Origin of the sequence: Streptomyces wedmorensis, from assembly GCF_000716445.1 — a bacterium.
GTDB lineage: Bacteria > Actinomycetota > Actinomycetes > Streptomycetales > Streptomycetaceae > Streptomyces > Streptomyces wedmorensis.
In genome coordinates this window covers 34,785-46,784 of the sequence record NZ_JNWK01000056.1, presented here as the reverse complement: position 1 = coordinate 46,784, position 12,000 = coordinate 34,785, and the positions used below count along the sequence as shown (strand labels likewise).

The window sequence follows — 12,000 nt, the reverse complement described above, 5'->3', positions numbered from 1 at the left end:
GTTCCTTATCCGACAGGATCAACTCGGCCTTCGGCCGCCCCGTACGTGCCATAGGGCAAGCCTATACATCTGAACAGAATTCCTGACTCAGAAGACTAGAGCGCCAGGTAGAAGTGGCGGAGCTTCTCGTCCTCCGCCACGCAGCGCATCCCGGCGGCCTCCATCACCCGGTGCGAGGCAGGGTTGTCCAGGTCGGCGCCGCCCTTGACCCCGGCGGCGCCGGCCGTGCGGGCCACCTCGATGAGGGCCCGCAGCGCCTCGGAGGCGTAGCCGTTCCCGCGGACGTGGGGCAGCAGCCCGTATCCGACGGTCGCGACCCCGATCTCGTCCGGCGGGCCGTGGAACCCGATGCCGCCGACGGTGACGCCGTCGAGCCGTACCTCGTAGGTGCGGAACACCCCGGGATCGCCCCGCTCGACGACCCCGCGCAGGAAACCGTCGGCCGCGCGGACGTCGCCGGCGCCGGGGTAGCCCTCACCCCACAGGTCGTCAGGACCGGGCTCCCGGCCGATGACGCGTTCGGCCTTCTCGACGGTCAGGGGATGCAGCGTGAGCCGCGCGGTGGCGACGGTATCGATCTTCACCGCCGCAGTCTCGGCCCTGCCCCGCGCCCCGGGCAACGGATTTCTCCGCGGTCCGGCGCGGCGCTACCGGCGCGCCGCCCAGCGCCGCAGCCGCGCCGTCCCCTCCCGCTTGCGCGCTCGGGTCGCGCCGATCTCCCCGGAGGCCGCCGCGAACGCCGTGACCGGCGTCCACCTGCGCCGTCCTCCGGGCGAGGTCCACCGCACGGCCGGGAGGTCCGTGACGCCCGTGACGGCCGTCCGCGGTATCACCCGCGTCCACAGGTACCCGCGGACGACGAGCCGCTCGGCCTCGCAGCGAACCCCCGCGCGGTACCCGCGCCGGGCGAGCGCGGCGCACCCGAGGAGGACGGCCACCGCCGCCGCCCGCTCCCACCCGGTCCCCGCCCCCCGCCCCGTACGCGACACAGCCGAGCCCGGCCGCGAGACCGGGCACCGTGTTGGCCACCCGGTTGACGGGCGCGGGCACGAGTTCCGTACCGGCGGGACGTCGGGGAACGGCCACCTCCCCTACAGCACCGGCAGGTTCTTGCGGAGTTCGAAGGCGGTGACCTCGGAGCGGTACTCCTCCCACTCCTGCTTCTTGTTGCGGAGGAAGAAGTCGAAGACGTGCTCGCCGAGGGTCTCGGCGACCAGTTCGCTCTTCTCCATGAGGGCGATGGCCTCGCCGAGGTTCTGCGGGAGGGGCTCGATGCCCATCGCGCGGCGCTCGGAGTCGGAGAGGGCCCAGACGTCGTCGTCGGCGCCGGCGGGGAGCTCGTAGCCCTCCTCGATGCCCTTGAGGCCGGCGGCGAGGAGGACGGCGTAGGTGAGGTAGGGGTTGGCGCCGGAGTCGATGGAGCGGACCTCGACGCGGGAGGAACCGGTCTTGCCGGGCTTGTACATGGGGACGCGGATGAGGGCGGAGCGGTTGTTGTGGCCCCAGCAGATGTAGGAGGGGGCCTCGCCGCCGGAGCCGGCCGTGCGCGAGGAGCCGCCCCAGATGCGCTTGTACGAGTTGACCCACTGGTTGGTGACGGCGGAGGTCTCGCCGGCGTGCCGGAGGAGGCCCGCGATGAAGGAGCGGCCGACCTTGGAGAGCTGGTACTCGGCGCCCGACTCGTAGAAGGCGTTCCGGTCGCCCTCGAAGAGCGAGAGGTGGGTGTGCATGCCCGAGCCGGGGTAGTCGGAGAACGGCTTCGGCATGAACGTGGCCTGCACGCCCTGCTCCAGGGCCACCTGCTTCATGACCAGGCGGAAGGTCATGATGTTGTCGGCGGTGGAGAGCGCGTCGGCGTAGCGGAGGTCGATCTCCTGCTGGCCGGGCGCGCCCTCGTGGTGGGAGAACTCCACCGAGATGCCCATCGATTCGAGCATGGTGATGGCCTGGCGGCGGAAGTCCATGCCGACGTTCTGCGGGGTGTGGTCGAAGTAGCCCGAGTTGTCGGCCGGGGTGGGCCGGGTGCCGTCGAGCGGCTTGTCCTTCAGGAGGAAGAACTCGATCTCGGGGTGGGTGTAGAAGGTGAAGCCGAGGTCGGAGGTCTTGGCCAGGGCGCGCTTGAGGACGTAGCGCGGGTCGGCGAAGGACGGCGAGCCGTCCGGCATGAGGATGTCGCAGAACATCCGGGCCGTGCCCGGGGCCTCGGCGCGCCAGGGCAGGATCTGGAAGGTGCCCGGGTCCGGCTTGGCGATCATGTCCGATTCGTAGACGCGTGCGAAGCCCTCGATCGCGGAGCCGTCGAAGCCGATGCCCTCGTCGAAGGCCTGCTCCAGCTCGGCGGGGGCCACCGCGACCGACTTCAGGAAGCCGAGCACGTCGGTGAACCACAGGCGCACGAAGCGGATGTCACGCTCCTCGAGCGTACGGAGCACGAATTCCTGCTGCTTGTCCATTTCCACACCCATCCTCGCTGGTCAGGCCGCCTGCTCCCACCGCCTCGGGTACATCGGGGGGCACCTGAGCATCCCACCACATGGTTTCGCGCACGTTGCACACCCATAGTGCCTGCTCGGGTGTGACACAGGTAACGCGGAACGGCTGATTCCGGGTGCTTGTTCGCCCGTCCGGCGCCTGCGCTCCGGCCACCCGGTGGTACCCCGTTCGGCCCATAGGGGCCCCGCGCCCACTACGATCTGCGCCCATGGGGGCCCCACGGCTCGTACGCCTGTCCGGAGACGCGCGTCCCATGGCACTGGCGAGTGCCGTGGCGACGCTCCTCGCCGCGCTCTTCCTCTGTCTGGGCGCGGGGCCGGACCGGCAGGATCCCCATCACGAGCCGGGCGAGAGCCTGCGGGCGGTGACGGTGGTGGGCGAGTACGTCTGCCCGTACGACCGCGGTGGCTGCTCGCTCTTCCCCTCCCTCTCCCCCGCGGTGCTCAGCGCGCCCCCGCTCGACCCGCCGCTGGACGCGGCGGGCGGACCCCCGCGGCTCGCGGCGCCCCCGGGCGACGGCCCGGCGCGCCGCTCCGGCGCCCAGCCGCGCGCTCCGGACCTGCACGTCCTTCAAGTTCTCCGGACGTGACGGCGGCGGGCGCACCGCCCCCGCACGTCCACCCCGAACTCCACCCCACCCCCCCTGAAGAAGGACGACATCACCATGGCCGCCACCCGCTCCGCCAACGCCGACCGCCGCGCCCGAATAGAGGAGATGCGCCGCGCCGAGCAGGCCCGTGAGCGCCGCAACCGTCTGATCACCATCGGCGTCTCCGGGGTCGTCGTCCTGGGCCTCGTCGGCTTCGGCACCGTCGTGCTGATGAAGAAGTCCGACGAGCAGGACGCGAAGGAGGCCGCCGCCAAGGCCCCCATCACGGCCGAGAAGTCCTGGGACGCGAAGAAGCTCGGCCGCAACCACGTCGAGACGGCCGTGAAGTACGACATGAAGCCGCCGGTCGGCGGCGACCACCACCCGGTCTGGATGAACTGCGACGGCGTGGTCTACAAGGAGAAGATCGCCGAGGTGAACGCCGTGCACTCGCTGGAGCACGGCGCCGTCTGGGTGACGTACAACAAGTCGGCCTCCCAGGCCGACGTGAAGCAGTTGGCCGACAAGGTCGGCAAGACGAAGTACACGCTGATGAGCCCCGTGGACGACCAGGCCGGGGCGATCATGCTGTCCGCCTGGGGCAAGCAGGTGACCGTGGACGGCGCCGACGACCCGCGGGTCGACGCGTTCTTCACGAAGTACGTGCAGGGTCCGCAGACCCCGGAGCCGGGCGCCGCCTGCACCGGCGGGATCGGTGCGGACGGCGCGGGCGGTTCGGGGATGGGCCAGTGAGGCTCAACCGTACGCAGGGGGCGGCGGTCACCGCCGTCGCCCTCGCGCTGCTCTTCGCCGGGGGCGCGGTGACCGTCGCCTCCGCCGACCGCGAGGAGGAGTCGCGCACCCCCGACTCCGCCTCGGCGGACGCGGGTTTCGCGCGGGACATGGCGGTCCACCACCAGCAGGCCGTCGAGATGTCGTTCATCGTCCGGGACCGGACGAAGGACGAGGAGGTCCGCAGGCTGGCGTACGACATCGCCAACACGCAGGCCAACCAGCGGGGCATGATGCTCGGCTGGCTGGACATGTGGGGGCTGCCCAAGGTCCAGTCCGGGGTCGAGCCGATGACCTGGATGGGCATGGGCGGTTCCGGTGACACCGGTCCGCTGGACGGGGCGCTGATGCCCGGCATGGCGACCAACGCCCAGCTGGACGAGTTGCGCAAGGCCAGTGGGCGGGAGGCCGAGGTCCTGTACCTGAAGCTCATGACCGAGCACCACCGGGGCGGGGTCCACATGGCCGAGGGCTGCGTCTCGAAGTGCTCGGTGGACATCGAGCGGAACCTCGCGCAGGGCATGGTCGACGCCCAGCAGTCCGAGATCGCCCTGATGGCGGACATGCTGAGGAAGCGCGGGGCCTGACCCCGGGCGGCACCGGACGGCCCGGCAGGGCCTCGCGCGGCCCCGCACGGCCCCCGTGACCCCTGGTGGTCGCGGGGGCCGTGCGTACCCGGGGGCCGCCGCGGTCGGGGGCGTACGCCGACAAGTCGCGGGCGTCGGGCCCCGCGCAGACAATGAGTGGGCTCGGGGAGTTCGTACGACGAAGTTCGACGAAAGGTTCACACCCCATGACCACGGCGAAGGACATCATGCACACCGGGGCCCGCTGGATCCCGGAACACGAGACGCTCGACCGGGCGGCGCAGTTGATGCGGGACCTGAACGTGGGCGCGCTCCCCGTCGCCGACGCGAACGAACGCCTCTGCGGCATCGTCACGGACCGGGACATCGTGGTCCGCTGCGTGGCCATGGGCCACGACCCGTCGAGGATCACCTGTGGTGAGATCACCCAGGGCACGCCGCGCTGGATCGACTCCGGCGCGGACGTGGGCGCCGTCCTCGAGGAGATGCAGAGCCACCAGATCCGGCGCCTGCCCGTCATCGAGGACAAGCGGCTCGTCGGCATGATCAGCGAGGCCGACCTGGCCCAGCACCTGTCGGACGAGGAGCTCAAGGCGTTCTGCGCGAGCGTCTACGCCGCTTCCTGAACCGTCCCGAGGACCGCCCGGGCGACCGCGTCCGGGCGGTCCCGCATGACCAGATGGCCCGAGGGTTCGGCCGCCTCGTAGCGGGCGCCGAGCTCCCGGGCCAGTGCGCGTTGGCGGCGCTCCCAGCGGGCGGAGCCGTCGGGGGCCGCGAGGACGGTGACGGGGACGTCCGGCGGGAGGGGCCGGCTCTCCCTGAGGGCGAGGAGCCCGGCGGCGACGGCGCCGTAGTGGGCGTTCTCCAGGAGGGCGCCGCGCAGCACGCGCGAGGTGCCGTAGACGCGGCGGATCAGCGCGGTGGGCGTCGGGTCCCGGCGGACGGCCAGCCGGCGGACGGCCGGGCCGAGCGCGGCGGGGACCCCGGCGGCGCAGAGGACGGCGCCGACGGCTCGGGACACGGCGGCCGTACGGGAGGGGCGGGGGTGTTCCTCCACCGAGGCGTCGACGAGGACGACGGCGGCCGTGCGGTCCGGGTGGAGCCGGGCGAAGGCCTCCGCGTGGAACCCGGCGATGGAGTGGCCGACGACGGTGACGGGGCCGGGGTGGCCGAGGCCGTCGAGGACCGCCGCGATCCGGTGCGCCTCGCCCGCGGCGGTCGGCGGGTCCGTCGCCGGGGCGGAGAGGCCGTGGCCGGGGCGGTCGAAGCGGACGACGGTGCGGTGCGGGGCGAGGAGCGGGACGACCGGGTCCCAGTCGAACCAGCTCAGGCCGAGGCCGGCGCTCAGGACGCAGACGGGGCCGGAGCCCTCGACGACGACGTGGTGGGCCGCTCCCCCGATCCGTACGAAGGTCATCGTTCCTCCCGGGCGAGGGAGTACGCGAGGACGGCGAGCCAGACGGCCACCAGGAGGACCTGGAGCCGCTGGCCGGCGCCGAGCGACCAGACGCCCTTGCCGGCCTCGAAGGCGGCGACGGCGGCGAGCGTCCACGCGGTGGCGGCCAGCTCCAGGACGACGAGGGCGGGACCGGTGCGGGCCAGCGGCCGCCAGTGGCCGTAGCGGCGGGCGGCCACGGTCAGGGCGACCATCGCGGCGAGGGCGCCGGTCATGGCGAGGCTCGAACTGACGGCATGGGCCGTATGGGTGGCGGGCACGAGCCCGGCGGTCTCGCGGGCCGCGCACTCCGGGTCCGCGGTGGGGGTGCAGCTGAGCGGCAGCCGCGAGTCGGCGACGGTCGCGGCCCCGAAGACGGCGAGCGCGACCCAGCCGCCGAGGGCCCAGCGGCCCCGCGCGCGGGGCCGCCGGCCGGGCCGGGTCCCCTCCGGGGCGGGGGCGGGTCCGCGCCTGACCGCGGCGGCGAGTCCGGTGGCCGCCCCCGCCAGGACCAGGAGGCCGGCCGTCAGGTCGGTGGCGCGGAAGAGGCCGCCGAGCGGCTGGTCGGCGGCGGCGAGTTCGGAGACGTACGTGCGGACCGGGTCGAGCCCGGTCCGCACGAGGACTTCGAGGACCCAGGCGGTGTACGCGAGCGCGCCGAGGGCCAGCAGGACGGCGGCCGCGCGCGTGACACTCCGGGGCATGGTGGGTCGAACGCTAGGGCGTGGAGGAAGGTTCCCGGTGGTCGGGGTGGACCCAGCCGGGTTTGCGGTACTTGAGGAACGCCGCCGGGATCACGATGCCGAGGAGCAGCAGGCCGCCGCCGACGATCAGCAGGTAGCGCCAGAGCGGCTGGTCGCCGAACTGGTCCGGCGGGACGAAGCCGATGACGAGGGCGGCGACCGAGGCGACGAAGCCGATGCCGGCGACCCACTCGACGGCGGGGACGCGGAAGCCGCGTTCGACGTCCGGCCGGGTCCTGCGGAGCTTGACGACGGCCACGAACATCAGCAGGTAGGCGATCAGGTAGATCTGCACGGTGATGACGGAGAACATCCAGTACGCGCTGGAGACGTCGTCGCTGAAGGCGTAGAGGACGCCGATCAGGGTGGTGATGACGCCCTGCGCGATCATGATGTTCTGCGGGGCGCCGTCCTTGTTGAACTTCTGCAGCGAGGGCGGCAGATAGCCCTCCTGCCGGGAGAGCAGGACGAGGCCCTTGGCGGGTCCGGCGAGCCAGGTGAGCATGCCGCCGAGGGCGGCGCAGACCAGCATGAGGCCGACGACCTTGGTCATCCAGCCGATGGAGAAGTGGTCGAAGAAGGCCTGGAAGGCCTGCATCAGACCGGCGGTGAGGCTGAGCTGCTCCGCGGGCATGACCCAGGCGATGGCGAGGGCCGGAAGGATGAAGATCAGCAGGACCAGGCCGGTCGCCAGGAACATCGACTTGGGGTATTCGCGCCGGGGCTCGCGCAGCGAGGAGACGTGGACGCCGTTCATCTCCATGCCCGCGTAGGACAGGAAGTTGTTGACGATGAGGACCAGGCTCGCGAGGCCGGTCCACGGCGGCAGCCAGTGGTCGGCGCTCATGGGCTGCGCGGACGGGTTGCCCTGGGCGAGGAAGGCGATGCCGAGGGCGACGAGCAGCACGCCGGGGATGAGGGTGCCGATGATCAGGCCGAAGGAGGAGAGGCCGGCGATCGTCCTGGTGCCGCGCGAGGAGATCCAGACGCCGCTCCAGTAGATGACGACGATGACGATCGCGACGTACAGGCCGTTCTCGGCGAGGGAGGGGTCGATGACGTACGCGAACGTCGAGGCGACGTACGCGAGCAGGCTCGGGTAGTACGCGATGGTCATGGCGAACTGGCACCAGACCGCGAGGAAGCCCAGCGGCTTGCCGAGCGCCTCGCTGACCCAGCGGTAGATGCCGCCGCTCCAGCCCGAGGCGAGTTCGGCGCCGACCAGGGCGGTCGGCAGCAGGAACACGAGGGCGGGGAGCAGGTAGAGGAAGATCGCGGCGAGTCCGTAGATGGCCATGGACGGCGAGGGCCGCAGGCTCGCGACGGACGCGGTGGTCATGAAGGCGAGGGTCAGCCAGGAGATGAACTGGCGCTTCGTGCCGTCGTCCTGGACGACTCCCCCGTCGGTCGTGGTGGAGGGTGCCGACTCTGCCGGGTCGTCAGTGGTCGTCATGGGCCCATGATCAACGGGGCCCGGCGGCCCCGCATGTCGGCGGAGTCGACCGCCGGTCTGACGTCGATGTCCCGTATCGACTCGAAGGACCTCGCATGACCACGCCCACGGACGCACCCGACTCGAACCCCTGGGGTCCGCCGCGGCCGGGCCTGCCCGACGGGGCGGGGCGACCGACCGGGGGCAGGCGGTCGCCGGGATCGCGCTCGGTGCCGTGACGATCGCCGTGTCGGTGACGTGGCTGGTCGTCCTCGTGGTGGCGGCGCGGGTGGTCGAGCGCACGGACGAGGCGACGCGCGATCAGGAGGCGGTCTCCGCCGCACCGGACGAGCCGGGCGCCACGGCCGGCGGCGAGACCCCGCCCGGGATCCCGCCGGAGCCGGAGCCGACGGAGGCCGAACCGGCGGTCCTGGCGTTCGGCGCGACCCACACGTACGAGGACGGGGTGAAGGTCACCGTCTCCAAGCCCGCGCCCTACCGGCCCGACGCGTTCGCCGCGGGGTACGAGAAGGGCGACACGGCGGTGCGGGTGACGATCACGATCGTCAACGGCAGCGGGAAGGCCATCGACGTCACCACCGCGCTTCCGGACGTGCGCGACGCGGAGGGCGCGCAGGCGAGCGCGGTCTTCGACGGCAGCAGGGCGACCGAGATGTTCCGGGGGAAGGTGCTGCCGGGCAAGCGGGTCAAGGCCGGTTTCGCCTTCGCCCTGTCGGCCGGCGCGGACGGCGAGGTGCGGCTGGAACTGGCGCCGCAGCTCCTCGTGTACGAGCCGACGATCTGGACCGGTCCGGTGAAGTAGTCCCGGATCGGCCCGGCCCGGGCCGGATCCCAGGACATAGCGTCGGTCTGACGATTACACTGGGCGGGTGCCTCAACTACGCCTCGCCCTGAATCAGATCGACTCGACTGTCGGAGACCTCGCCGGGAACGCCGAGGCGATCGTGCACTGGACCCGGCACGCCGCCGGGCAGGGCGCGCATCTCGTGGCGTTCCCCGAGATGGCGCTGACCGGATACCCCGTGGAGGACCTCGCGCTGCGCTCCTCCTTCGTGGAGGCGTCCCGGGAGGCCCTGCGCGGGCTGGCCCGGCGCCTCGCCGACGAGGGGTTCGGGGAGCTGCCGGTGGTGGTCGGCTACCTGGACCGCTCGGAGCGGGCCCAGCCGCGGCTGGGCCGGCCGGCCGGGTCGCCGGAGAACGCCGCCGCCGTGCTGTACCGCGGCGAGGTGGCGCTGCGGTTCGCCAAGCACCACCTGCCGAACTACGGCGTCTTCGACGAGTACCGCTACTTCGTGCCGGGCGACACCCTGCCGGTCGTCCGCGTCCACGGCGTCGACGTGGCCCTGGCGATCTGCGAGGACCTCTGGCAGGAGGGCGGCCGGGTGCCGGCGGCGCGCTCGGCGCGGGCCGGGCTGCTGCTGTCGGTGAACGCCTCGCCGTACGAGCGGGACAAGGACGACACCCGGCTCGAACTGGTCCGCAAGCGGGCCCAGGAGGCCGGGTGCGTCACCGCGTACCTGGCGATGACCGGCGGCCAGGACGAGCTGGTGTTCGACGGCGACTCGATCGTCGTGGACGCTGCCGGGGAGGTGATCGCGCGGGCCCCGCAGTTCGTCGAGGGCAGCGTGATCCTCGACCTGGAGCTGCCGGCGGCCGAGGCCGACGCGCCCGAGGGGCTGGTGGACGACGGGCTGCGGATCGACCGGGTGGTGCTGTCCGACGAGCCGCTCCCGGCGTACGAGCCGGAGTTGACGGGCGGGTACGCGCACCGGCTCGAGGACGACGAGGAGGTGTACTCGGCGCTGGTCATCGGGGTCCGCGCGTACGCCGCGAAGAACGGTTTCCGTTCCGTCCTGATCGGCCTGTCCGGCGGCATCGACTCGGCGCTCGTGGCCGCGATCGCCTGCGACGCGCTCGGCGCGGAGAACGTGTACGGGGTGTCGATGCCCTCGAAGTACTCCTCCGACCACTCGCGCGGCGACGCGGCCGAGCTGGCCCGCCGCACCGGGCTCAACTACCGGACGGTGTCGATCGAGCCGATGTTCGACGCGTACATGGGGTCGCTCGGCCTCACCGGCCTCGCGGAGGAGAACCTCCAGTCCCGGCTGCGCGGCACGACCCTGATGGCGCTCTCCAACCAGGAGGGCCACATCGTCCTCGCGCCCGGCAACAAGTCCGAGCTGGCGGTGGGTTACTCGACGCTGTACGGCGACTCGGTCGGCGCGTTCGGGCCCATCAAGGACGTGTACAAGTCGGACGTCTTCCGGCTGGCGCGCTGGCGCAACCGGGCGGCCGAGGACCGCGGCCAGACGCCGCCGATCCCGGAGAGCTCGATCACCAAGCCGCCCAGCGCCGAGCTGCGCCCCGGCCAGGTCGACACGGACTCGCTGCCGGACTACGAGGTCCTCGACGCGATCCTCGCGCTGTACGTGGACCGGGACCGGGGCAGGGACGAGATCGTGGCCGCCGGGTTCGACGAGGAGCTGGTGACGCGGACGCTGCGGCTGGTGGACACGGCGGAGTACAAGCGGCGCCAGTACCCGCCGGGCACCAAGATCTCGGCGAAGGGCTTCGGCAAGGACCGCCGGCTGCCCATCACGAACCGCTGGCGGGAGACGACGACCGGCTGACCGCCGGCCCGTCCGCCGTGAGGGGGCTTCCCGCGACGACGCGGGAGGCCCCCTTCCCCGTACCTGTGCGGTCGAGGAGGCCCGCCACCGCCGCGATCACCAGGCCGACGACGGTGAGGCCCGCGCCGACCAGGGCGGGCGAGGTCCAGCCCCATCCGGCGGCGACCGCGGCCCCGCCCGCCCAGGCGCCGCCCGCGTTGGCGAGGTTGAAGGCGGAGTGGTTGGACGCGGAGGCGAGCGTCGGGGCGTCCTTCGCCTTGTTCATGACCAGCATCTGGAGCGGGGTGGTGGTCATGAAGCCGACCGCGCCGAGCACGACGACGGTGACCAGCGCCAGCCAGGGCACGTGGACGGTGAAGCGGAAGGCGACCAGGGCGAGGACGAGGGCCGTGAGCGAGCCGTACAGCGTCGGGCGGAGCGCCCGGTCGGTCAGCGGGCCAGCGGCGAGCGCGCCGCCGGTCATGCCCAGGCCGAAGAGGGCGAGGACGACCGTGACGGTGGAGTCGCCGAAGCCCATCACCTCGGTCGTCATCGACGCCAGGTAGGAGTAGACGGCGAAGACGCCCGCGAAGCCGAAGACGGCGGTGAGCAGGCCGAGCAGCACCTGCGGCCGGCCGAGGGCGCGCAGTTCACGGCCGAGGCCCTGCCGTTCGTCGACGGGTACGTGCGGGACGAGGCGGGCGAGTGCGGCCATGGCGAGCAGGCCGATCACGGAGACCACGAGGAAGGTGGCCCGCCAGCCGAGGTGCTGGCCGAGCAGCGTCGCGGCCGGTACGCCGAGGATGTTGGCGACGGTGAGGCCGAGGAACATCGTGGCGACGGCACGCGCCTGCCGGTCCTCGCGCACGAGCCGGGCGGCGACGACCGCGCCGAGGCCGAAGAACGCGCCGTGCGGGAGCCCGGCGAGGGCCCTGCCGGCGACGAGCCAGCCGAAGCCGGGGGCGAGCGCGGAGGCCAGGTTGCCGACGGTGAAGAGGGCCATCAGCAGGAGCAGCATCCGCTTGCGGGGGATCCGCGAGCCGAGCGCGGTGAGCAGCGGGGCGCCGACGACGACCCCGATCGCGTAGGCCGAGACGAGGTGTCCGGCGGTGGGGACGGAGGTGCCGAGGTCGTCGGCGACCTGCGGGAGCAGGCCCATCATCACGAATTCGGTGGTGCCGATGCCGAAGGCGGAGACGGCGAGCGCGAGCAGCGCCAGGGGCATGGGGAAGGCCTTTCCGGAAGATAGTTCTTCGACGGAACAAAGCCTCTCAGATGGTTTCTTCCCGTCGGCGTCCG

13 protein-coding genes are annotated in these 12,000 nt (G+C 72.5%); 6 read left to right on the top strand and 7 right to left on the bottom strand.

Annotated features, from left to right (window positions below):
- Nucleotides 1-95 precede the first annotated feature (95 nt).
- The 3 genes from OO54_RS32790 to OO54_RS32780 all read right to left on the bottom strand — a co-directional run bounded on the left by OO54_RS32790 (nt 96) and on the right by OO54_RS32780 (nt 2,453).
- Nucleotides 96-584 (bottom strand): GNAT family N-acetyltransferase, encoded by a 489-nt coding sequence (locus OO54_RS32790; RefSeq protein ID WP_033209693.1) that lies wholly within the window; start codon nt 582-584, stop codon nt 96-98.
- A 63-nt stretch (nt 585-647) separates the two neighbouring features.
- Nucleotides 648-938, bottom strand: a complete 291-nt coding sequence (locus tag OO54_RS41875) for a hypothetical protein (RefSeq protein ID WP_051787394.1) — start codon at nt 936-938, stop codon at nt 648-650.
- Between the two features lie 153 nt (nt 939-1,091).
- Complete coding sequence (locus OO54_RS32780; RefSeq protein WP_033209691.1) at nt 1,092-2,453, bottom strand: glutamine synthetase family protein; 1,362 nt, start codon at nt 2,451-2,453, stop codon at nt 1,092-1,094.
- Between the two features lie 248 nt (nt 2,454-2,701).
- Between OO54_RS32780 and OO54_RS32775 the strand changes: the two genes are divergently transcribed.
- The 4 genes from OO54_RS32775 (at nt 2,702) to OO54_RS32760 (ending at nt 5,087) form a co-directional block, all read left to right on the top strand.
- Nucleotides 2,702-3,082 carry a hypothetical protein gene (locus OO54_RS32775; RefSeq protein WP_033209690.1) on the top strand — a complete coding sequence of 127 codons (381 nt, stop codon included), beginning with the start codon at nt 2,702-2,704 and terminating at the stop codon, nt 3,080-3,082.
- 75 nt (nt 3,083-3,157) lie between these two features.
- Nucleotides 3,158-3,835 (top strand): thioredoxin-like domain-containing protein, encoded by a 678-nt coding sequence (locus tag OO54_RS32770; RefSeq protein ID WP_017238938.1) that lies wholly within the window; start codon nt 3,158-3,160, stop codon nt 3,833-3,835.
- Nucleotides 3,832-4,461, top strand: a complete 630-nt coding sequence (locus tag OO54_RS32765; RefSeq protein WP_033209688.1) for a DUF305 domain-containing protein — start codon at nt 3,832-3,834, stop codon at nt 4,459-4,461. Before OO54_RS32770 ends, OO54_RS32765 begins: the two co-directional genes overlap by 4 nt.
- A gap of 206 nt (nt 4,462-4,667) precedes the next feature.
- On the top strand, nt 4,668-5,087 hold the full coding sequence (locus OO54_RS32760) for a CBS domain-containing protein (RefSeq protein WP_033209687.1): 420 nt from the start codon (nt 4,668-4,670) through the stop codon (nt 5,085-5,087).
- On the opposite strand, the gene OO54_RS32755 is transcribed toward OO54_RS32760, so the two are convergent.
- From OO54_RS32755 to gadC, 3 genes are read right to left on the bottom strand one after another with little or no spacing between them, the layout of a single operon-like run.
- Entirely contained in the window at nt 5,072-5,878 is an 807-nt protein-coding gene (locus OO54_RS32755) for an alpha/beta fold hydrolase (RefSeq protein WP_033209686.1), read from the bottom strand. The two genes, OO54_RS32760 and OO54_RS32755, sit on opposite strands and share 16 nt — an antisense overlap.
- Nucleotides 5,875-6,600, bottom strand: a complete 726-nt coding sequence (locus OO54_RS32750; protein WP_033209683.1) for a DUF998 domain-containing protein — start codon at nt 6,598-6,600, stop codon at nt 5,875-5,877. The genes OO54_RS32755 and OO54_RS32750 overlap by 4 nt, the downstream gene beginning before the upstream one ends.
- Nucleotides 6,601-6,613: 13 nt before the next feature.
- The gene (gene gadC, locus OO54_RS32745) at nt 6,614-8,092 is read right to left on the bottom strand and encodes a glutamate/gamma-aminobutyrate antiporter GadC (RefSeq protein ID WP_033209682.1); all 1,479 of its coding nucleotides are present in this window, start codon (nt 8,090-8,092) and stop codon (nt 6,614-6,616) included.
- 214 nt (nt 8,093-8,306) lie between these two features.
- Here gadC and OO54_RS32740 point away from each other — a divergent pair, with 214 nt between their 5' ends.
- Together OO54_RS32740 and OO54_RS32735 are read left to right on the top strand one after the other, a co-directional pair.
- Nucleotides 8,307-8,894, top strand: a complete 588-nt coding sequence (locus OO54_RS32740; RefSeq protein WP_051787392.1) for a DUF4352 domain-containing protein — start codon at nt 8,307-8,309, stop codon at nt 8,892-8,894.
- Between the two features lie 67 nt (nt 8,895-8,961).
- Nucleotides 8,962-10,722, top strand: a complete 1,761-nt coding sequence (locus tag OO54_RS32735) for an NAD+ synthase (RefSeq protein ID WP_200146807.1) — start codon at nt 8,962-8,964, stop codon at nt 10,720-10,722.
- On the opposite strand, the gene OO54_RS32730 is transcribed toward OO54_RS32735, so the two are convergent.
- Nucleotides 10,688-11,926 carry an MFS transporter gene (locus tag OO54_RS32730; protein ID WP_033209681.1) on the bottom strand — a complete coding sequence of 413 codons (1,239 nt, stop codon included), beginning with the start codon at nt 11,924-11,926 and terminating at the stop codon, nt 10,688-10,690. The two genes, OO54_RS32735 and OO54_RS32730, sit on opposite strands and share 35 nt — an antisense overlap.
- Nucleotides 11,927-12,000 lie beyond the last annotated feature (74 nt).